General features: G+C 62.3%; 21 protein-coding genes and 1 pseudogene. 11 read left to right on the top strand and 11 right to left on the bottom strand.

Annotated features, from left to right (window positions below):
* Nucleotides 1–107: 107 nt before the first annotated feature.
* Nucleotides 108–1340 (top strand): serine/threonine transporter SstT, encoded by a 1233-nt coding sequence (sstT, locus tag AC3WQN_RS00615; protein ID WP_095143676.1) that lies wholly within the window; start codon nt 108–110, stop codon nt 1338–1340.
* Nucleotides 1341–1405: 65 nt separating this feature from the next.
* Here sstT and AC3WQN_RS00610 read toward each other — a convergent pair whose 3' ends face one another.
* Entirely contained in the window at nt 1406–1915 is a 510-nt protein-coding gene (locus tag AC3WQN_RS00610) for a DUF1993 domain-containing protein (protein ID WP_103399304.1), read from the bottom strand.
* A 138-nt stretch (nt 1916–2053) separates the two neighbouring features.
* Here AC3WQN_RS00610 and AC3WQN_RS00605 point away from each other — a divergent pair, with 138 nt between their 5' ends.
* Complete coding sequence (locus AC3WQN_RS00605) at nt 2054–2698, top strand: YceH family protein (RefSeq protein ID WP_103399305.1); 645 nt, start codon at nt 2054–2056, stop codon at nt 2696–2698.
* Between the two features lie 156 nt (nt 2699–2854).
* On the opposite strand, the gene AC3WQN_RS00600 is transcribed toward AC3WQN_RS00605, so the two are convergent.
* Complete coding sequence (locus tag AC3WQN_RS00600) at nt 2855–3373, bottom strand: cupin domain-containing protein (RefSeq protein WP_103399306.1); 519 nt, start codon at nt 3371–3373, stop codon at nt 2855–2857.
* Between the two features lie 120 nt (nt 3374–3493).
* Nucleotides 3494–4312 (bottom strand): shikimate 5-dehydrogenase, encoded by an 819-nt coding sequence (locus AC3WQN_RS00595; RefSeq protein ID WP_103399307.1) that lies wholly within the window; start codon nt 4310–4312, stop codon nt 3494–3496.
* Nucleotides 4313–4557: 245 nt separating this feature from the next.
* On the opposite strand from AC3WQN_RS00595, the gene AC3WQN_RS00590 reads away from it, so the two are divergent.
* From AC3WQN_RS00590 to AC3WQN_RS00580, 3 genes are all read left to right on the top strand, one after another.
* Entirely contained in the window at nt 4558–4914 is a 357-nt protein-coding gene (locus tag AC3WQN_RS00590) for a hypothetical protein (RefSeq protein WP_103399308.1), read from the top strand.
* 238 nt (nt 4915–5152) lie between these two features.
* On the top strand, nt 5153–5347 hold the full coding sequence (locus AC3WQN_RS00585) for a hypothetical protein (RefSeq protein WP_095078877.1): 195 nt from the start codon (nt 5153–5155) through the stop codon (nt 5345–5347).
* Nucleotides 5348–5451: 104 nt separating this feature from the next.
* Nucleotides 5452–5634, top strand: coding sequence for a hypothetical protein (locus tag AC3WQN_RS00580; protein ID WP_103399309.1), 183 nt, complete (start codon nt 5452–5454; stop codon nt 5632–5634).
* Here AC3WQN_RS00580 and AC3WQN_RS00575 read toward each other — a convergent pair.
* Nucleotides 5631–6692, bottom strand: coding sequence for an AI-2E family transporter (locus AC3WQN_RS00575; RefSeq protein WP_103399310.1), 1062 nt, complete (start codon nt 6690–6692; stop codon nt 5631–5633). The two genes, AC3WQN_RS00580 and AC3WQN_RS00575, sit on opposite strands and share 4 nt — an antisense overlap.
* A gap of 162 nt (nt 6693–6854) precedes the next feature.
* Here AC3WQN_RS00575 and trhP point away from each other — a divergent pair, with 162 nt between their 5' ends.
* Entirely contained in the window at nt 6855–8180 is a 1326-nt protein-coding gene (gene trhP, locus AC3WQN_RS00570; protein ID WP_103399311.1) for a prephenate-dependent tRNA uridine(34) hydroxylase TrhP, read from the top strand.
* An 87-nt stretch (nt 8181–8267) separates the two neighbouring features.
* Here trhP and AC3WQN_RS00565 read toward each other — a convergent pair whose 3' ends face one another.
* Nucleotides 8268–9584: a Na+/H+ antiporter family protein gene (locus AC3WQN_RS00565; protein WP_172736476.1), complete on the bottom strand. Its 1317-nt coding sequence runs from the start codon at nt 9582–9584 to the stop codon at nt 8268–8270.
* Nucleotides 9585–9841: 257 nt separating this feature from the next.
* Here AC3WQN_RS00565 and AC3WQN_RS00560 point away from each other — a divergent pair.
* Nucleotides 9842–11131 (top strand): annotated as a pseudogene (locus AC3WQN_RS00560) (PDC sensor domain-containing protein); the annotation flags it as partial.
* Nucleotides 11132–11233: 102 nt separating this feature from the next.
* Nucleotides 11234–11989, top strand: a complete 756-nt coding sequence (locus tag AC3WQN_RS00555) for a methyl-accepting chemotaxis protein (RefSeq protein ID WP_371918478.1) — start codon at nt 11234–11236, stop codon at nt 11987–11989.
* Nucleotides 11990–12340: 351 nt separating this feature from the next.
* Here the strand turns inward: AC3WQN_RS00555 and AC3WQN_RS00550 are convergent, their stop codons facing one another.
* Genes AC3WQN_RS00550 through AC3WQN_RS00535 form a run of 4 tightly spaced genes read right to left on the bottom strand, consistent with a single transcriptional unit; the run spans nt 12341 to nt 14942 of the window.
* Nucleotides 12341–13654, bottom strand: a complete 1314-nt coding sequence (locus AC3WQN_RS00550) for a sensor histidine kinase (protein WP_103399313.1) — start codon at nt 13652–13654, stop codon at nt 12341–12343.
* On the bottom strand, nt 13651–14319 hold the full coding sequence (locus AC3WQN_RS00545) for a response regulator transcription factor (RefSeq protein ID WP_103399314.1): 669 nt from the start codon (nt 14317–14319) through the stop codon (nt 13651–13653). Before AC3WQN_RS00545 ends, AC3WQN_RS00550 begins: the two co-directional genes overlap by 4 nt.
* Before the next feature lie 3 nt (nt 14320–14322).
* Nucleotides 14323–14634: a PepSY domain-containing protein gene (locus AC3WQN_RS00540; protein ID WP_095078869.1), complete on the bottom strand. Its 312-nt coding sequence runs from the start codon at nt 14632–14634 to the stop codon at nt 14323–14325.
* Nucleotides 14634–14942, bottom strand: coding sequence for a PepSY domain-containing protein (locus tag AC3WQN_RS00535; protein ID WP_103399315.1), 309 nt, complete (start codon nt 14940–14942; stop codon nt 14634–14636). Before AC3WQN_RS00535 ends, AC3WQN_RS00540 begins: the two co-directional genes overlap by 1 nt.
* A gap of 138 nt (nt 14943–15080) precedes the next feature.
* Here AC3WQN_RS00535 and AC3WQN_RS00530 point away from each other — a divergent pair, with 138 nt between their 5' ends.
* From AC3WQN_RS00530 to codA, 3 genes are all read left to right on the top strand, one after another.
* Nucleotides 15081–16160, top strand: a complete 1080-nt coding sequence (locus AC3WQN_RS00530) for a hypothetical protein (RefSeq protein ID WP_103399316.1) — start codon at nt 15081–15083, stop codon at nt 16158–16160.
* Between the two features lie 94 nt (nt 16161–16254).
* Complete coding sequence (gene queD / locus AC3WQN_RS00525; RefSeq protein ID WP_081744008.1) at nt 16255–16611, top strand: 6-carboxytetrahydropterin synthase QueD; 357 nt, start codon at nt 16255–16257, stop codon at nt 16609–16611.
* A gap of 269 nt (nt 16612–16880) precedes the next feature.
* Nucleotides 16881–18128, top strand: coding sequence for a cytosine deaminase (gene codA, locus AC3WQN_RS00520; protein WP_103399317.1), 1248 nt, complete (start codon nt 16881–16883; stop codon nt 18126–18128).
* 20 nt (nt 18129–18148) lie between these two features.
* Here the strand turns inward: codA and AC3WQN_RS00515 are convergent, their stop codons facing one another.
* Together AC3WQN_RS00515 and AC3WQN_RS00510 are read right to left on the bottom strand one after the other, a co-directional pair.
* Nucleotides 18149–19147, bottom strand: a complete 999-nt coding sequence (locus AC3WQN_RS00515) for a diaminopimelate epimerase (protein WP_103399318.1) — start codon at nt 19145–19147, stop codon at nt 18149–18151.
* Nucleotides 19131–19343, bottom strand: a complete 213-nt coding sequence (locus AC3WQN_RS00510) for a hypothetical protein (RefSeq protein ID WP_256587226.1) — start codon at nt 19341–19343, stop codon at nt 19131–19133. The genes AC3WQN_RS00515 and AC3WQN_RS00510 overlap by 17 nt, the downstream gene beginning before the upstream one ends.
* Between the last annotated feature and the right edge of the window lie 57 nt (nt 19344–19400).

Genomic DNA, 19400 nt, shown 5'->3' with positions numbered 1-19400 from the left:
CTCAGCCAAGGCTGAATTCGCGCGCTTATCCGTTTTGCCCGCCTTCTCGATCTCGACGGACAGCCTCCCTGGATTCACAGCACCTTAAAAAAATCAGAGATACCGCTATGACTGCAGCACCGCTTTCTCTCCTGCAACGACTCAAACGCACCAGCCTGGTCACCCAGATTGTGATTGGCCTGATCGCCGGTATCGTCCTGGCGCTGCTCGCGCCTGAAGTGGCGAAGTCCACCGCATTCATCGGTAAAGTGTTTGTCAGCGCACTCAAAGCCGTCGCGCCGATTCTGGTGTTCGTGCTGGTCATGGCCTCGATCGCCAACCACAAGCACGGCCAGGAAACCCATATCCGACCGATTCTGTTCCTGTACCTGCTCGGCACCTTCAGTGCCGCCGCCGTTGCGGTGGTCGCCAGCACCCTGTTTCCTTCCAGCCTCGTGCTCTCCACCCACGACGTGGCTATCAGCGCGCCCGGCGGCATTGGCGAAGTCCTGCAAAGCCTGTTGCTGAGCGTGGTCGACAACCCGGTCAGCGCCCTGATGAATGCGAACTTCATCGGCATCCTGGCGTGGGCGATCGGCATGGGCGTGGCCATCCGCCATGCCGGCGCAACCACCCGTGAAGTGCTCGGTGACCTGTCCAACGGCGTGACCCTGATCGTGCACGTGGTGATTCGCTTTGCACCGCTGGGCATTTTCGGCCTGGTGGCTTCGACCCTGGCCACCTCGGGCTTCGACGCGCTGCTGGGCTACATGCACCTGCTGGCCGTGCTGCTGGGCTGCATGCTGTTCGTGGCCCTGGTGATGAACCCGGTCATCGTGTTCTGGAAACTGCGCCGCAACCCTTACCCGCTGGTACTGACCTGCCTGCGCGAAAGCGGCATCACCGCGTTCTTCACCCGCAGCTCGGCGGCGAACATTCCGGTCAACCTGGAGTTGAGCAAGCGCCTGGGCCTGCATGAAGACACCTACTCGGTCTCGATTCCCCTGGGCGCGACCATCAACATGGCCGGCGCGGCCATCACCATCACCGTGCTGACCCTGGCTGCGGTTCACACCCTGGGTATTGCCGTGGACCTGCCGACCGCCGTGCTGCTGAGCGTGGTCGCGGCGATTTGTGCGTGTGGCGCCTCGGGCGTGGCCGGTGGTTCGCTGTTGCTGATTCCGCTGGCGTGCAGCCTGTTCGGCATTCCTAGCGAGATCGCCATGCAAGTGGTCGCCGTGGGCTTCATCATCGGCGTATTGCAGGACTCGGCGGAAACCGCGCTGAACTCCTCCACCGACGTCCTCTTCACCGCTGCGGCCTGCCTGGCCCAGGAAGAGAAAGTCGAACAAACCGCGTAACACTCGCACCCGTTAAAAAGCCCGCCAAGGTTCACACCTTGGCGGGCTTCTTTTTGCCTGCGGGTTTAGAACGCGCCCATGTAGTCGCGTTTGCCGACTTCCACACCGTTGTGGCGCAGGATGGCGTAGGTGGTGGTGATGTGGAAGAAGAACTGCGGCAGGCCGTAGGTCAGCAGGTAGGACTGGCCCGTGAAACGCTTTTCTTTCGGCGTGCCGGGACGGGTCACGATCTCGATGCCTTCCTTGCCGTCGATTTGCGCAGGGGCAATACCGTCGATGAAGGACAGCACTTTGGCGATCAGCGCCTGCAGTTCGGCAAAGGTCACTTCGCTGTCGTCGTACTTCGGCAACTCGACTTCCGCTAGACGGGCAGAAACGCCCTTGGCGAAATCAACGGCGATCTGTACCTGACGCACCAGCGGGAACATGTCCGGGAACAGACGGGCCTGCAACAAGGCATTGGGGTCGATGTTTTTTGCCGCAGCGTGGGCTTCGGCCTTGTTCAGCACATCGCTCAACGCGTTGAGCATTTGCTTGAAGACCGGAACGGATGCAGCGTACAGAGAAATAGTCATGGCAGTCTCGCTGGGTGGAGGGTGCTGTGAAGGGAGTGGAACGTGGCGCGATTATAGCCATGCTTGAGGCGCGGCGCGGCTTGTCTTTTATCGTGCAAGGATTAGGCTAGGCGGCTTCGACTGCATAGGGAAAGCGCGATGAGCACTGAACAAGAGACGTCCACCGAAGCACTGCGCCTGAGCAGCACCGAGCTGCGGATTCTCGGCTCCTTGATCGAGAAACAGGCCAACAACCCGGAAACCTATCCGCTGACCCTCAATGCACTGGTCATCGCCTGCAATCAGAAAACCAGCCGTGAACCGGTGATGAACCTGAGCCAGGGCCAGGTCGGGCAAAGCCTGCGTGCCCTGGAAGGGCGTGGTTTCACCCGGCTGGTCATGGGCAGCCGGGCCGACCGCTGGGAACATCGGCTCGACAAGGCGCTGGAACTGGTGCCCGCCCAAGTGATCCTGAGCGGCCTGCTGTTCCTGCGTGGCCCGCAGACGGTCAATGAACTGCTGACCCGTAGTGGCCGCATGCATGACTTCGAAGACGCCGAGCAGGTGGTCCATCAACTGGAACGCCTGATTGCCCGCGGCCTTGCCATGCTGCTGCCACGTCAGACGGGCCAGCGTGAAGACCGCTATGTGCACGCCTTGGGCGACCCAGCGGACTTTGAGGCGATACTCGCCGCGCGCCAGAACCCGGTGGAGCGTGGCGGCAGCGGTGTGTCGGTGGAGCGCATTGAAGAGCTGGAGGCCAGAATCGCCGCGCTTGAAGAGCGCCTGGCACGCCTCGAGTAACACACCGCTGGTTGCCAGCGATAAACGATGACGCCCTGGCGCGATGCATCGCGGGCACACCCTGATGCCGTTCAGTCAAGAGTGAACGGCATCAGGGCAAACCTCCTCTTCACAGAATCGGTGCAAGCCACAAGCTGCTTGCAGGCCCGACCTGAGTTATTCGCCCTCCCAGTAATCCACGCCGTCGGCCTCGTTGGCGACGGCGACAAACCCTGTGGCATTGCCTTCGGTATCGACCCTGAAATCATCCATGACCGTGTATTTCCCGGTATCCGGGTATTGGCAAATTTCCGGTGATTGCTGAGTACTGACCGCCAGGTACCTCAACTCGCCCGAACTGGTGTTGATGATCTGGTGCGCCGTTTCCGGGCCACCTGCCGGGCAGGCAATCACGTCGCCGGCACGGATGGCGAACGCCTGATCCCCCAGACGCACCTCGCCCTCCCCTGCTACCACGTAAAACATCTCCTCATTGACCCGATGGCTATGGAATGGAAACCCGCGCATGCCCGGTGGTAGTGCAATCAGGCTGTAGCCAAGTTTCTGTGAATGCAGTTGCTGACCCAGGCGGGCAATGCGTGGGGCATAGCGCCGGGCCGCAGTACCGGTCGGGGCAAAGCCGTCGGGCAGCGGCTGAAGTTCAGCCTGGTCCAGATTGATAATGGCAGGGGGCATGGGGAACCTCGATCGCGGGGTTATCGGTCAGCACGTCTTTGCATGTGTGAAGGGCCAAGTATAGGCACGGTTTTGCAGCCCATCCCGAGACTCCCCGTCCTGCCCGGCCACCACGGTCGATCAGCTGCGAGCGAACGCGACCGCCTTGCGAAACTGCTCGTCGCTGGGGCGCACGCCGGTGTACAGCACAAACTGCTCAAGGGCCTGGAGGGCGATCACCTCCAGTCCGGTGATCACGTGTTTTCCAGCCTCGCGAGCGCGCACGATCAGCGGCGTTTCCGAGGGAATCGCCACCACATCAAAGACGATCTCTGCAGCATCGATGGCAGCGACCTCAAACGCCAACTGATCGGCTTCGCGCCCCCCGGCCATGCCGATTGGCGTGACATTGACCAGCATCTGCGGGCGCTCATTGCCGAGTTCCGCTTGCCAGCGATAACCCAGGGCGTCCGCCAGGGCGCGCCCCGCGCTTTCGTTGCGGGCGACGATCAGGCCGTTGCGATAGCCGCCATCACGCAAGGCGCTGGCGACAGCCTTGGCCATCCCGCCGCTGCCACGCAGGGCGAACGACGTTTCCTTCGGCACGGCATGAGTCTTGAGCAGTTGCTCGATGGCCATGTAGTCGGTGTTGTAGGCCTTGAGGTGGCCGTGGGTGTTGACGATGGTGTTGATCGACGCAATGGCCGCCGCCGAGGCATCCAGCTCGTCGACCAAGGCAATGCAGGCCTCCTTGAATGGCATCGAGACGCCGCAACCGCGAATACCCAGGGCTCGAATCCCGCCCACGGCGCCCGGTAAATCCTGGCTGCTGAAGGCCTTGTAGTAAAAATTCAGGCCCAACTGCTCATACAGGTGGTTATGGAATCGCAGGCCAAAGTTCCCGGGGCGCCCAGACAACGACATGCACAATTGGGTGTCTTTGTTCGGGTTCATCTGCATAGGGTTCTCCTTGCGTTCGCACGTTCTGATAGACGGGAATAGCCAGCCAACAGGGTTTGATCAATCATGACAAGGTGCCCGTTCCTGCTGGCGTTGCGGGGTAAATACGGTGGTACAGACCTTACACAAAATTTACTCGGACGCCTCGCAGATTCGGCAAAAAATGCTGTCTTAGAGATATCCCCGCGACACTCCTTGGGTCTATCGCAGACACAAGCGCCGGGGCGAAATGCCGAGGATTGATCATGATCCGTAAACTACCCGCAGTTGCCTTGTTGATCGGTGCTTTCGTTGTCGCTGGACAGGTACAGGCTCATGGTGGGGGTGGTGGCTACGGCTGGGGTGCCCCGATCGCCGTCGGTGCCGTGGTTGGCGCCGTAGTAGCAGGTTCGGTCATCGCCAACTCGCAGCGCCCGGTGTACATCCAGCAACCGGTCTATTACAGCCCGCCACCTGTTTATTACAGCCCGCCGCCAGTCTACTACCAGCCTCAACCTATCTACGTGCAACAACCCGTCTACTACCGCCCGGCGCCCGTGTATTACGGCCCACCTCGTGGTTACTACGGCCCACACCGCGGGTACTACGGCCGACACTGGTAAGCGCCCGCGCTTTACCGCAAACGGGTCCCTGACTCGCACCGGGGCCCCGCGCTGGCGTGCCCCATGTCTGAATAAATCTCGCCAAGGTCGCTGCTGGGACAATGACTGCGTGTAAATTTGACATGATTGATCCGACCCAAGCCTTGGCGCGCGCACAACTGTCATATTTATGTCATGAACGCACCGCAAGCTCTGATCTGTCCGGCATAAACGGTTCATAAAAACAAGGACGACGCCCATGCCCACGCAAAACCCGCACCGCATTGTTGGCCTCTGCACCTCCAGCAAGGTCTATAGCGCGCTGACCGAACTCAAACACCTTGAGGGTCACCGCAGTGCCAAGTTTCTTTCGCTGCTGGCCGAAAACCTGGTGCGCAAAGGCCTGCTCAACGACCATGAAGTGATGCACATGCTCGATCAGGTCGTCGACTGACGAGATGCCCACGTCAAGGGCGTCGATGTCCATTATCGAGCGTGTTGATTTTCCGTCGGACCCGCAGGCCCGTAAGGTAGCGCCATCGATTGATGGAGGTGCTTATGTCCAGGGTCCAGATCATGTCCGTTGTAGGAAGTGCCGTCCCCCCCTCGCTCAGGGAGCTGGGGTTGCTCGCCTGCTGGTATCTGGTGCGCGACGGCGAGCCGATCAGCGGCCCGCTCACGTCGTTGCCCGCCGCCCAGGCCCTGTCGCAACGCATGGGCAATTACGCACTGAACGCCTAAGGCAACTGCACCCGGGGCTTGGTTTCCACGTACAACGCCCAGCTCGAGATGAACAGCGCGGCAATCAACGGCCCGATGACAAAACCATTGAGGCCGAAAACTGCCAGACCACCCAGGGTCGAGATCAGGATCAGATAGTCCGGCATCTTCGTGTCCTTACCCACCAGTATGGGGCGCAGGACGTTGTCCACCAACCCGATCACGAACACCCCATACAGACCCAGCACCACGCCCTGCCAGACCGCGCCGCTGAGCAGGAACCAGGCCGCCACCGGCACCCAGACAAGCCCCGCCCCCACTGCGGGCAACAGCGACAAAAACGCCATCAACACCGCCCAGAGCAACGCACTGGGAATGTCCAGAAACCAGAAAATCAAACCGCCCAACGCCCCTTGCGTGACAGCCACCAGCAGGTTGCCCTTGACCGTGGCCCGTACCACGCGGTTGAACTTGAGCTGCAGGTGGCGCTTTTGATCCTCAGCCAACGGCACCGCCGCCCGGATCTTGCGCGCCAGTTCGGCGCCATCGCGCAAAAAGAAGAACAGCAGGTACAGCATGATGAAAAAACTCACCACAAATTCGAAGGTACCCTGACCGAAACTGAATGCCTGACTGGCGAAGAACTGGCTGCCCTGCATCGCACTCTTGACGATTTTCTCACGTAGGCCGCTCAACTCGCCCATGCCCACGCGGTCCAGCCACTGCTGAACATACAATGGCAGGCCGTGCTTGAACTGCGCCAGGTAGCCGGCAATGTCCAGCTCGCCACTCTCGAGGCTCTTGTAGAGCACTGTACCCTCCTGCACCAGCAACGCGCTGATGAAAATCACTGGTAAAATGGCAATCACCAGGCAGATGCTCAGGGTACACAGGGCGATCAGGTTGCGTTGCCAACCAAACTTCAGTTGCAACCGGCGTTGCAGGGGCGCAAAGACGATGCCCAGTATTACCGCCCAGAACACCGCGCCGTAGAACGGCAGCAGAATCCAGATGAACGCGAGGGTCACCAGCACCAATAGCACCAGCAACGATTTATTCTGCACAGAGGAATGGTTCATGTCCGGTCCAGGTCAGGTAGATGCAGACGACCGCTACGCCTTAAAGGTTAGTCTGCCGCGACACGCCCAAATGCCCTGTTTTGTTCGCCCGGCATAGATCCAGATCAATAATCACCTGGCGCGGCTGCTTTACCCTCGCGAGCTTTTGCGATCGATGCCGCCATGACCCTCGCCACGCCTGAACTGCTCGCCCCTGCCGGCACCCTGAAAAACATGCGCTATGCCTTCGCCTACGGCGCCGACGCGGTCTATGCCGGGCAGCCGCGCTACAGCTTGCGGGTGCGTAACAACGAGTTCGATCACGCCAACCTGGCCCTCGGCATTCGCGAGGCCCAGGCTCAGGGCAAGCGTTTTTACGTGGTGGTGAACATCGCCCCGCACAACGCCAAGCTGAAAACCTTCCTCAAGGACCTGGAGCCGGTCATCGCCATGGCCCCGGACGCGCTGATCATGTCCGACCCCGGACTGATCATGCTGGTGCGCCGACACTTCCCCCAGATGCCGATCCACCTGTCCGTGCAAGCCAACACGGTGAACTGGGCGAGCGTGGAGTTCTGGCAGCAGCAAGGCCTGAGCCGGATCATCCTGTCCCGGGAACTGTCACTGGAAGAGATCGCCGAGATCCGCCAGCACGTACCGGCCATGGAACTGGAAGTGTTCGTGCACGGCGCGTTGTGCATGGCCTACTCCGGGCGCTGCCTGCTGTCGGGGTACATGAACAAGCGCGACGCCAATCAGGGCTCCTGCACCAACGCCTGCCGCTGGAAGTACTCGGCGCAACCGGCCACGGAAAATGCCACGGGGGAGATCGTCCAGAGCTTTGTGCCGGAGCCGGTGCTGGGCATCGGCGCGCCCACCGACCAGGTATTCCTGTTGCAGGAAGCCAACCGTCCGGAGGAACTGATGCCTGCCTTCGAAGACGAACACGGCACCTACATCATGAACGCCAAGGACCTGCGCGCGGTGCAGCACGTTGAACGGTTGACTCGGATGGGTGTGCATTCGCTGAAAATCGAGGGCCGGACCAAATCCCACTTCTACTGCGCCCGCACCACTCAGGTGTACCGCCGTGCGATCGACGATGCCGTGGCCGGCCGGCCGTTCGACCGCAACCTGATGACTGACCTGGAGTCGCTGGCCCAGCGTGGTTACACCGAAGGTTTCCTGCGCCGTCACGTGCACGACGAATACCAGAACTACCAGAGCGGCAGCTCCGTCTCGGAACGCCAGCAGTTCGTCGGCGAACTGACCGGCAAGCGCCACGAGCGCCTGGCCGAGGTCAAGGTGAAGAACCGCTTCGCCCTGGGCGATCACATGGAACTGATGACCCCCAAGGGCAACTTCCACTTCGACCTGCAGCAACTGCAGAACACCAAGGGTGAAGCCATTGATGTGGCGCCCGGCGACGGGCACACCGTCTACCTGCCGATTCCGGATGCAGTGGACTTGCAGTTCGGGTTATTGATGCGCGATGTGCGCGAGGGGTAAACCGGGGGTAGTTTCGTGAGCGTCGCCACCGCGCTTGATCGTCCCCACACGGGAACGATCAAGGCTAGCAAGGTCTGCGCTGTGCGCTTACAAGACCATCGCCGCCACCCAACCAAACGCCAGCAATGGCAGGTTGTAGTGGAGGAACGTCGGGACCACGGTGTCCCAGATATGGTGATGCTGGCCGTCGATGTTCAGGCCGGAGGTCGGGCCCAGGGTCGAATCGGAGGCCGGTGAGCCCGCATCACCCAACGCCCCCGCGGTACCGACGATGCAGACGATGGCCAACGGGCTGAACCCCAGTTGCACGCACAGCGGCACGAAGATCGCGGCGAGAATCGGCACCGTGGAAAACGATGAGCCGATACCCATGGTCACCAGCAGGCCGACCAGCAGCATCAACAACGCGCCAACCCCCTTGCTGTGGCCGATCCAGGCGGCCGAGGTTTGCACCAGGGTCTGCACTTCACCCGTGGCCTTCATGACCTCGGCGAACCCCGAGGCGGCGATCATGATGAAGCCGATCATCGCCATCATTTTCATGCCTTCGGTAAACAGGTCGTCCGTCTCGCGCCAGCGCACCACGCCCGACACCGAGAAGATCAGAAACCCGGCCAGCGCGCCGATAATCATCGAATCCAGCAGCAGCTGAATGATGAACGCCGCGGCGATGGCGAGCCCGGCAACCATCAGGGTCAACGGGTTGTATTGCACCGTGACCTGTTCGACCCGCTCGATTTTCTCCAGGTCATACACGCGCTTCTTGCGGTAACTGACAAACGCCATCAACAAGCCAAAGACCATGCCCAGGGCCGGAATGCCCATGGCGTGGGTGACGTTGATGCCGCTGATGTCGACACCGCTCTTGGCCACGTTGGCCAGCAGAATCTCGTTCAGGAAGATGTTGCCGAACCCTACTGGCAGAAACATGTACGGCGTGATCAGGCCAAAGGTCATGACACAGGCAATCAACCGGCGATCCAGTTGCAGCTTGGTCAGCACGTACAGCAACGGCGGTACCAGCAACGGGATGAAGGCGATATGGATCGGCAGGATGTTCTGCGAGGCGATCGCCACCACCCAGAGCAGGCCGATCAGCAGCCACTTGACCTGACCGCCGCCGTTGGCGTCCTGTCGGTCGACCAGCGCCAGGGCCTTGTCGGCCAGGGCGTGGGCCAGTCCCGACTTGGCAATCGCCACCGCGAACGCACCGAGCAAGGCGTAGGACAATGCCACGGTGGCACCGCCACCCAGACCGCCATTGAAGGCCTTGAGCGTCCCCTCCATCCCCAGGCCGCCGGTCAGACCACCCACCAGCGCCCCCACGATCAGCGCGATCACCACATGCACGCGGGACAGGCTGAGTACCAGCATGATGCCGACCGCGGCAATTACAGCATTAATCATCGTTACCTCAGAGCACAGTCGCAGGTAAAACCTGCGCAAACGGAATGAGTCCGGCCAGCCGGCTGCAGGCGCCGACGTCGGATTGAAGGAGGTTTTATTAGAGGGCGCGCACTGTGAAGCAAGCAGCGGCAAGCTGCAAGTGTTGAGCGGCAAGCTTTTTCGTCATCGGTCGCCTCACGCCGGTCGTTCAAGAAAGCTGCTTTGATGCCGTTACAGTGCAAAGTCGCAGATATTTATCGAATAAGGATGCGTCCATGTCGCTCAGACAACTTTCCATTCAATGGAAAATCACGCTGCTCGCCGGGCTGTGCCTGGCCGGCATCGTGACCCTGCTGGTGGGTCTTTCGCTGTACCGCATGGAGCACAGCTCGCAACTGGTCAAGGCGTCGAGCATGACCATGCTCACCGAAGCCGCCCAGGCACGCATCGAGGCCCAGGGTGAAGTCCAGGCGTTGGGGATTCGTCAGCAGTTCATGGACGCCTATCAATATGGTCACGGGTTCTCGCGTCAGGTGCTGTTCCTGCGCGAACAGGCCGAGAAGCGCTTCCTGGATGCCTTCGACCTGCGTGAGGACCTGACCCGGCAGGTCAAGTCGGCGTTGCAGGCCAATCCACAGTTGCTCGGCCTGTCGCTGGTGTTCGAAGCCAACGCCCTGGACGGCAAGGACGAGCTGTTCATCGGCCAGGATGAGCTGGGCAGCAACGACAAGGGGCGCTTTGCCCTGTACTGGTCGCAACCGACCGCCGGCAAGCTGAACTCGATGTCGCTGCCCGAAAGCGACATGGCCGACACCCGTACCGGCCCTAGCGGCGAGCCGGCCAATGCCTGGTTCACCTGCCCTCGCGCCACCCTCAAGCCCTGTGTGATCGAGCCGTACTTTTATGTGATCGATGGTCAGAACGTGCTGATGACCAGCATCGTCTTCCCGCTGATGGTGAACGGCAAGGTCATCGCCTCGCTGTCGGTCGACATCAACCTCAACAGCCTGCAGGCGATCAGCCAGCAAGCCAGCCATAAGCTCTACGATGGCCAGACCAGCGTCAGTATCTTGAGCCCGGTGGGCCTGCTCGCCGGCTACAGCCCCGACGCCAGCAAGCTCAGCCAGCGCCTGGACACGGTGGATAAGACCAGCGGTACTGAATTGCTGCGCATGCTCGGCGGCAGCCGCGAGACCCACAGCCTGCACAGCAACGGCCAACTCAAGGTGCTGTCGCCGTTCGAGCCGATTCCAGGCGGTAAAGCCTGGGGCGTATTGCTCGACGTGCCGGAGAAAGTGCTGGTAGGCCCGGCGGAAGCCCTCAAGCTCGAACTCGATGAGCGCACTACCACCGGCACCTTGATTGAACTGAGCCTGGGCCTGCTGGCGGCGGTCATCGGCCTGTTGCTGGTGTGGCTGATGGCGCGCAGCGTCACCCGGCCGATTCTCGGCGTGGCGCACATGCTCGAAGACATCGCCAGCGGCGAAGGCGACCTGACCCGCCGCCTGGCCTACGACAAGCACGACGAACTCGGCCAGTTGGCCGGCTGGTTCAACCGCTTCCTCGACAAACTGCAGCCGATCATCGCCGAGGTCAAACGCTCGGTGCAGGACGCGCGCAGCACCGCCGATCAATCATCGGCCATCGCCACCCAGACCAGTGCCGGCATGGAGCAGCAGTACCGTCAGGTCGACCAGGTGGCCACCGCCTCCCACGAGATGAGTGCGACCGCACAGGACGTTGCCCGCAGCGCCGCCCAGGCCGCACAAGCTGCACGGGAAGCCGATCTGGCCACCCGCCAGGGCCTGACCGTGATCGACCGCACCACCCACAGCATCGACAGCCTGGCGGCCGACATGAGCACCGCCATGACGCAGGTCGAAGGCCTGGCCGCCAACAGCGAGAAGATCGGCTCGGTACTGGAAGTGATTCGCGCCATCGCCGAACAGACCAACCTGCTGGCACTCAACGCCGCCATCGAAGCAGCCCGCGCCGGGGAAGCCGGTCGTGGTTTTGCCGTAGTGGCCGATGAAGTGCGCAACCTGGCCCGCCGTACCCAGGAGTCGGTGGAAGAAACCCGCCAGGTGATCGAGCAGCTGCAAAGCGGCACCCAGGAGGTGGTCGGCTCCATGAGCAACAGCCATCGCCAGGCACAAGGCAGTGTCGAGCAAGTCGGCCAGGCGGTCACCGCCCTGCGGCAGATCGGCGATGCGGTGACGGTGATCAGCGACATGAACCTGCAGATCGCCAGCGCTGCCGAAGAGCAGAGCGCCGTGGCCGAGGAAATCAACAACAACGTGGCGACCATCCGTGACGTGACGGAGTCGCTGTCGGGCCAGGCCAATGAATCGGCGCGGGTCAGCCAGTCGCTCAACACCCTGGCCAATCAGCAACAGAGCCTGATGGATCAGTTCCGCGTTTGAATGTTACTTGTGTGACGAGGGAGCTTGCCCCCGCTGGGCCGGGCTGGCGCTCCAGCACGCAGTGGCCCCTGACAGGGGCGATTGCGGTCCTTCAGAAAGGCATGGGTGACCTTCGGGGGGCTGCTGCGCAACCCAGCGCGAGCAAGCTCGCTCGCCACGGTTCGATGCCTGACTTTGTGGCGAGGGCGCTTGCTCCCGCTGGGCCGGGCTGGCGCTCCAGCACGCAGTGGCCCCTGACAGGGGCGATTGCAGTCTTTCAGAAAGGCATGGCTGACCTTTACGGGGCTGCTGCGCAACCCAGCGCGAGCAAGCTCGCTCGCCACGGAGACCGTTGCGCCCTTACTACCATGATCACTGCCCGGGCAACTCGATCGTCACCTTCAACCCGCCCCACTCGCTTTCCTCCAGCCGCAATTGCCCACCCCAGGCGTCGACGATATCGCGCACGATGCCCAACCCCAGGCCATGCCCATGGGTCTGCTCATCGAGGCGAGTACCGCGGCTGAACACTTGGTCGCGTTGTGCTTCGGGAATCCCCGGACCGTCGTCTTCCACGGCCAGCACAAAACCTTCGTCCGCTTGCACCACGCTCAAGCGCACCTCGGCGTCGGCCCATTTACAGGCGTTGTCCAGCAGGTTGCCGAGCAGTTCCAGCAAGTCTTCCCGGTCCCACGGCAGTTGCAGGCCCGGGGCAGCGGTGTAGCTCAGATGCAGGTGTTCGCCATGGATCATGTTCAGGGTGGCCAACAGCCCCGGCAGTTCCGCAGCGCAATCGAACTGTGCGCCGGGCAAGGCATCCCCGGCCAGCCGCGCACGGTTGAGTTCCCGGTGCAGGCGCTGCTGCACCTGCTCCAATTGCGTTTGCAGAATCCTGCGCAGGTCGGGGTGGGCGTCGAGTTTTTCGCTCGACGCCAGGCTCAATAGCACCGCCAGCGGGGTCTTCAACGCATGGCCGAGGTTGCCCAAGGCATTGCGCGAGCGCTTGAGGCTGTCTTCGGTATGCGCCAGCAAATGGTTGATCTGCGCCACCAAAGGCTCCAACTCCCGGGGTACGTGCGCGTCCAGTTGCGAACGCTGGCCTTGTTGCAGCTGGGCGATTTGCTCGCGGGCACTTTCCAGCGGACGCAAGGCTCGCCGCACCGTGACGCGCTGCAACAGCAGAATCACCAGCAAACCCGCCAACCCAAGCCCCAGACCAACCTGGCGCATGCGTTGGAAGCTCGCGCGCACTGGGGTGTAGTCCAGGGCCACACTAATGGAAATCGATTGCCCCAGGCGCCGGTAGTCCGAACGCAGTACCAGCAGTTGCTGACCATCGGGGCCCAGCTGCAGGTTATCGTGCAGCCCCGGTTTATCGAGCAGCGGTAATTCCTGATCCCACAGCGAGCGTGAACGCCAATGGGTATCGCCGAAGTCGATGCGGAAATACTGCCCGGAAAAGGGCCGCAGATAAGCCGGCGACAACCGTCGCTCATCCAGCTGAAACCCCTGCGGGCCACGGACCATGGCTACCAGCAGGTTTTCACTGTCATTGCGCAGGCCCGCTTCCAGATAACGTTGCATGCTCTCTTCAAACAACCACAGGCTGGTGTGCGCCAGCACCAGGCCGACGACCAGCATCACGCTGATCAACCCCAGGCTCAAACGCCGCTGGATCGATTTCACCGGGCTTGCCCGCCGAACAGGTAACCCTGGCCACGCCGGGTTTCAATCACGCTGCGCCCCAGCTTGCGCCGCAGGTGATTGACGTGAACTTCCAGGACGTTGGAGTCGCGCTCGGTTTCACCGTCGTAGAGGTGTTCGGCGAGGTGACTCTTGGACAGGATCTGCTCGGGGTGCAGCATGAAGTAGCGCAGCAGGCGGAACTCGGCGGCGGTCAGCTGAATGTCGGCACCGTCACGCATCACGCACTGGCGGCCCTCATCGAGCTGCAACCCGGCGGCGTTGAGCGTCGGCTGGTTGGCCTGGCCGTGGGAGCGGCGCAGCAGTGCCTGAATCCGCAAGTGCAGTTCTTCCGGGTGAAAGGGTTTGGTCAGGTAGTCATCGGCCCCGGCCTTGAGGCCTTCGATGCGTTCGGCCCAGGAGTCGCGCGCGGTCAGCACCAGCACCGGCGTGGCCAGGCCCGTGGCGCGCCAGCGGCTGAGCACTTCAAGCCCCGGCAGTCCCGGCAGGCCCAGATCGAGGATGATCAGATCATAGGGTTCGGTGCTGCCCTGATGCACCGCATCGCGGCCATCGGCCAACCAGTCCACGGCATAACCCTGGCGATTGAGGCCGGCCAGCAACTCGTCGGCCAGCGGCACGTGGTCTTCCACCAGAAGCAAACGCATTGATCAATCTTCCTTGTCTTCGAGTAAACGGCCGGTAGTGGCATCAAGGTCCAGCTCACGCACCACGCCTTCGGGGGTGAGCAGTTCAACTTCATAGATGTAGAGGCCGCGTTTCTCCTCAAGCTCCGCTTCCAGCAGCTTGGCGCCGGGATAGCGGTCCAGCGCCTGCTGCAACAGCTGCTCCAGCGGCAGGATCACGCCTTGCTGACGCAGGCTCAAGGCTTCGTCCTGATCCAGGTCACGGGCCACGCCCACGGAGCAAAAAAACACCAGCGCCAGGGCCGTCAGGCCATAAGCGCGCAGATTAACCTTCATTACGTATCCTGATGATCCTTGAGTACTTGCCCACTGACGGCGTCCAATTCCAGGTCCCATTCGATGCCTTGCCGGTCGCGCAACTCGATCTGGTAGATGTATTTGCCATAGGCCTCTTCCAGCTCGGTTTCCTGCACGCTTGACCCCGGATGCAAGGCCAGGGCCGTGGCGTTGAGTGTTTCGAAAGATTGAATGGTACCAGCGTCGCGCAGTCTCAGGGCTTCATCAGGCCCCAGGTCGCGGGCGTGTGCAAGGTTGGCGGTCAGGCTGACGAGGGCGGCGGCGAACGCGGCGGTCAGGGTTTTCATGGAGGGTCTCCGAGTCAGTATGGGCATCAGCCTAACCCTGTGAACTTAATTGAACCTGAATCGCCATCGTCGATGGTCGTAACGCGTGGTCCCGTCACACAGGCATATAATCCCCCACTCACCAGTACAGAGGCCGGCATGACCGCTATCCACATCAAATTCCCGGCACTGACCCTCAAGGCAGGCCCACGGGCCTTCGCCCGGATTCGCCTGGACGGTTTGAAGGCGCACGATGTCGGCACCCTGCCCGGTGCCGCCGGAGGGCCCAAGGCCCTGGGCATTCAAGGCCTGGACCTGGCGTTGTTCGGCGAATGGCTGCCGGCCGCGCCCCGCGAGCGCTCGTTGATCGGCGCGTCCGTAGGCTCCTGGCGCTTCGCCAGTGCCTGCCTGCCGGACGCCGCCGAAGGCATCAGGCGCCTGGGCGAGCTGTACAACGCCCAGCGTTTCGCCAAGGGCGTGAGCATGGCGCAGATCAGCCAGAGCTCCCAGCGCATGCTCGATGACCTGCTCGACGGGCGCGATGCCTTGCTGCTGGACAACCCCTTCTATCGGCTGAACATCATGGTGGTGAAAAGTCATGGCCTGCTGGCCGATGACCATCGCGGCCGGCTCGGGCTGGGCCTGTCCTCGGTGATCGCCGACAACCTGCGCGGCCGCTCGCGCCTGTCTCGACACTTCGAACGACTGATCGTCCATGACCCACGCCTGGCTCCACCGCTCAACGCGCTCGACGACTTCCCCTCGCGCTTTGTGCCGCTGAACGCCGGCAACCTGCGCCAGGCACTGCTCGCCTCGGGCTCGATCCCGATGGTCATGGAAGGTGTGCGCGACCTGCCAGGCGCCGGTGCCGGCACCTTCCGTGACGGCGGCTTGCTCGATTACCACCTCGACCTGCCCTACAGCGGCACCGACATCGTGCTCTACCCGCACTTCACCGACCGGGTTATTCCCGGCTGGTTCGATAAAACGCTGCCCTGGCGTCGGGCCTGCCCTGCGCGCTTGCAGGATGTCCTGTTGCTGGCACCGTCCAGGCAATACCTGTCGCGCCTGCCCTACGGCAAGCTGCCCGACAGGAACGATTTCAAGCGCTTCATGGGCGATCCGGCCGGCCGCCAGCACTACTGGAAGACCGCCATGGACGAGAGCCAGCGCCTGGGCGACGAATTCCTCGAACTGTGCGCCAGTGGACGCCTGGGCGACCGTCTGTTGACCCTTTAGTCAGTGTTTTCCCGCAAGCATTATTTCAAGCTGTTAAACTCGCGGCCTGCCCCATCGCCGCGGGCGATAGCCACCTGACAGAGCTCAAACCACCGTGGAAATTTTCAAAGAGTTTACGTTCGAATCCGCCCACCGCCTGCCCCATGTGCCGGAAGGCCACAAATGCGGGCGCCTGCACGGTCACTCGTTCAAGGTGGCGATTCACCTGAGTGGCGACCTCGACCCGCACACCGGCTGGATCCGTGATTTCTCCGAGATCAAGGCGATCTTCAAGCCGCTCTACGAGCGTCTGGACCACAACTACCTGAACGACATTCCCGGCCTGGAAAACCCGACCAGCGAAGTCCTGGCCAAATTCATCTGGAATGAATTGAAGCCCCTGCTGCCGGAACTCAGCGCGATCCGCATCCACGAGACCTGCACCAGTGGTTGCATCTACCACGGCGAGTAAGCCGGTACGATCAAGAAAACCACCGGGCCCGGTGGTTTTTTTATGCCCGAGACCTGGACAGCAACAGCGCGCCAGCGCATCGAAACCATCACCCCCGGCGATCCATGAACGACCCGGTGGTTGTGTCGAAATGGTTGTCATATTGTTCGTCGAGGGTCGCGCAACTGGCAGGAATGGCTACTGTCGAGCTAACGTATGAGTTCTTGACCTGCGTACCGGACGCCCGTAACGCCGACGCAGCACGACACGATCAATAAAGGGATTGCCTGATGCACATCATCAACGCCCGCCTGCGCAACCGTGAAGGCTTGCATGAACTGCACCTGGAAAACGGCCTGATCACCAGCATTGCCCGCCAGACCGAGGCGCCGACCCTCGGCCCTGACGACCTCGATGCAGGCGCAAACCTGGTGGTGCCCCCCTTTGTCGAGCCGCACATCCACCTCGATGCCACGCTGACGGCCGGAGAGCCGCGCTGGAACATGAGCGGCACGCTATTCGAGGGCATCGAGCGCTGGGGTGAGCGCAAAGCGACCATCACTCTGGAGGACACCAAGAGCCGGGCGAAAAAAACCATCAACGCCCTCGCCGCCCACGGCATCCAGCATGTGCGCACCCACGTCGACGTTACCGATCCGCAACTGACCGCGCTCAAGGCGATGCTGGAAGTGCGCGAGGAAAGCCGGCACCTGATCGACCTGCAAATCGTCGCCTTCCCGCAGGAAGGCATCGAGTCCTTTCGCAAGGGTCGTGAGCTGATGGAGGAAGCGATTGGCCTGGGCGCCGATGTGGTCGGCGGGATTCCCCACTTCGAGTACACCCGCGACCAGGGTGTCAGCTCGGTGAAGTTCCTGATGGACCTGGCTGAGCGCACCGGCTGCCTGGTGGACGTGCATTGCGACGAAACCGACGACCCCCATTCGCGGTTTCTGGAAGTGCTCGCCGAAGAAGCTCGCAGCCGCGACATGGGCTCACGGGTCACCGCCAGCCACACCACGGCCATGGGCTCCTACGACAACGCCTACTGCGCCAAGCTGTTTCGCCTGCTCGGGCACTCGGGGATCAGTTTTGTCTCCTGCCCGACCGAAAGCATTCACTTGCAAGGGCGTTTCGACACCTTCCCGAAACGCCGGGGCGTGACCCGGGTCAACGAATTGCTGGAGGCCGGCATGAACGTGTGCTTCGGTCAGGACTCCATCGTCGACCCCTGGTACCCATTGGGCAACGGCAACATCCTGCGGGTGCTCGAAGCCGGCCTGCACATCTGCCATATGCTCGGCTACCGTAACCTGCAAAGCGCCCTGGACCTGGTGACCGACAACAGCGCCAAGGCCATGGCCCTGGGTGAACGCTACGGGCTGGAGCCGGGACGCCCGGCGAACCTGCTGATCCTGTCGGCCGACAGCGATTACGAGGTGATTCGCAGCCAGGGCTTGCCCCTGTACTCCGTTCGCGCAGGCAAGGTGCTGATGAAGCGGCAGATGCCGGTGGTTGACCTGTTCGGAGCGGCCCTATAGCGGCAGTGACCTGGCAGGCCTCAAGCGCACGCCATCGATCGCGCGGTCCCGAACAATCGGACCCGCTGCAACTCACCGCCTTGTTCTTCGAGCAACACCGGGGCCGTGCCGCCCGGCATGACCACCGCCACCGCGCCTGCCGTTACCCAACCCACGCTCCATGCCGCGCAAGCGACTGCGCTGGCGCTGGTGCCGGACGATGCGGTCGGCCCTTCGCCCCGTTCGAACACCCGCGCGGCAATCCGGTTGACCGATTCCAGTGTTGCCCATTGCAGGTTGACGCCCGCCCCACAGGGCTCGCCCGCACCAACGGGTTGAGCAAAGGCGATTCGGGTCAGCCCGGCCAACAGCACCGGTTCGACCATCTGCCGATGACTCGGCAACCCGCTGCCATCCGCCACCAGCGTGACGCAATGAGGATTGCCGATGCGCACGAAGCGGCTATGGGCCCATTGTGGATTCAGCCCGGCGAGCCCCGGCACATGGCTCAGTTCATGCTGATCGAGCATCCGGGTCTGCACCGCCCTGGCCCCCACCGCGTCCGCTCCGAACGCTGGCTTGCCCAGGTCCAGCCAGAAACCCTGCACACCCTCGACCTGTGCCGGCTCGACCGAGGTGGCGACAGGCGACGACGTATCGCGCTGGTCGTGATGAACCTTGAGCACGCAATCCCCGTGCGTCGGCATCAAGCCCTGCTCGGTCAACGCCTGGGCAAAAATCGTCAGGCCGTTACCACTGCGTTCCGCCAGTGTGCCGTCGGTATTGACGATCAGCAGGTCATACGGCGGCGCGGCCTGAAACGGGCCGACCAACAACCCGTCCGAACGGTGCGGCTTGCCCCCGGCCGGTTGGGTACCGGGGGCCCACTGGCAGCACGCCTCGATCGCGGCCACGGCCCAGAGCGCACGCTGCTGCGCCGCCTGGTGCGGGTCCGCAGGCAATTCGATCCCTCGCCGGCGCAGCTCAACCGGGCTGACAACCCCATAGATATTGCCGCGAGCATCAAAAAAACACGTCATCGATGGGCTCCTGTCCGGGGGCGTGCGGCGAGTGGATCGGCAACGCCACCGGGCGAATCGGCGCGGCGTCGGCACCACGAAACTTAAGCGATGCGCCGATAAATGCAAACAGGCACACCTTGTCGCGGGACAGGCCTTCCAGTTTGACCCGCTCGATAATCGACGCCCCTTGCATCGCCAGCAAGCAGGAGTACATCGGTAAGTGGCTGTCCTCGACTTGCGCAGGGAAACGAAGCAGCCCCGACAAAGCCAT

The sequence above is a fragment of the Pseudomonas sp. FW300-N1A1 genome, from assembly GCF_058789115.1.
The sequence above is the reverse complement of the archived record's forward strand: the minus strand, read 5'-3'. Positions and strand labels throughout refer to the sequence as shown.

What these genes read in the sequence shown, in the direction of transcription:
- sstT (WP_095143676.1), top strand. Translation starts at nt 108, where the DNA reads ATGACTGCAGCACCGCTTTCTCTCCTGCAACGACTCAAACGCACCAGC.
- AC3WQN_RS00610 (WP_103399304.1), bottom strand. Translation starts at nt 1,915, where the DNA reads ATGACTATTTCTCTGTACGCTGCATCCGTTCCGGTCTTCAAGCAAATG.
- AC3WQN_RS00605 (WP_103399305.1), top strand. Translation starts at nt 2,054, where the DNA reads ATGAGCACTGAACAAGAGACGTCCACCGAAGCACTGCGCCTGAGCAGC.
- AC3WQN_RS00600 (WP_103399306.1), bottom strand. Translation starts at nt 3,373, where the DNA reads ATGCCCCCTGCCATTATCAATCTGGACCAGGCTGAACTTCAGCCGCTG.
- AC3WQN_RS00595 (WP_103399307.1), bottom strand. Translation starts at nt 4,312, where the DNA reads ATGCAGATGAACCCGAACAAAGACACCCAATTGTGCATGTCGTTGTCT.
- AC3WQN_RS00590 (WP_103399308.1), top strand. Translation starts at nt 4,558, where the DNA reads ATGATCCGTAAACTACCCGCAGTTGCCTTGTTGATCGGTGCTTTCGTT.
- AC3WQN_RS00585 (WP_095078877.1), top strand. Translation starts at nt 5,153, where the DNA reads ATGCCCACGCAAAACCCGCACCGCATTGTTGGCCTCTGCACCTCCAGC.
- AC3WQN_RS00580 (WP_103399309.1), top strand. Translation starts at nt 5,452, where the DNA reads ATGTCCAGGGTCCAGATCATGTCCGTTGTAGGAAGTGCCGTCCCCCCC.
- AC3WQN_RS00575 (WP_103399310.1), bottom strand. Translation starts at nt 6,692, where the DNA reads ATGAACCATTCCTCTGTGCAGAATAAATCGTTGCTGGTGCTATTGGTG.
- trhP (WP_103399311.1), top strand. Translation starts at nt 6,855, where the DNA reads ATGACCCTCGCCACGCCTGAACTGCTCGCCCCTGCCGGCACCCTGAAA.
- AC3WQN_RS00555 (WP_371918478.1), top strand. Translation starts at nt 11,234, where the DNA reads ATGGAGCAGCAGTACCGTCAGGTCGACCAGGTGGCCACCGCCTCCCAC.
- AC3WQN_RS00545 (WP_103399314.1), bottom strand. Translation starts at nt 14,319, where the DNA reads ATGCGTTTGCTTCTGGTGGAAGACCACGTGCCGCTGGCCGACGAGTTG.
- AC3WQN_RS00540 (WP_095078869.1), bottom strand. Translation starts at nt 14,634, where the DNA reads ATGAAGGTTAATCTGCGCGCTTATGGCCTGACGGCCCTGGCGCTGGTG.
- AC3WQN_RS00535 (WP_103399315.1), bottom strand. Translation starts at nt 14,942, where the DNA reads ATGAAAACCCTGACCGCCGCGTTCGCCGCCGCCCTCGTCAGCCTGACC.
- AC3WQN_RS00530 (WP_103399316.1), top strand. Translation starts at nt 15,081, where the DNA reads ATGACCGCTATCCACATCAAATTCCCGGCACTGACCCTCAAGGCAGGC.
- codA (WP_103399317.1), top strand. Translation starts at nt 16,881, where the DNA reads ATGCACATCATCAACGCCCGCCTGCGCAACCGTGAAGGCTTGCATGAA.
- AC3WQN_RS00515 (WP_103399318.1), bottom strand. Translation starts at nt 19,147, where the DNA reads ATGACGTGTTTTTTTGATGCTCGCGGCAATATCTATGGGGTTGTCAGC.
- AC3WQN_RS00510 (WP_256587226.1), bottom strand. Translation starts at nt 19,343, where the DNA reads ATGTACTCCTGCTTGCTGGCGATGCAAGGGGCGTCGATTATCGAGCGG.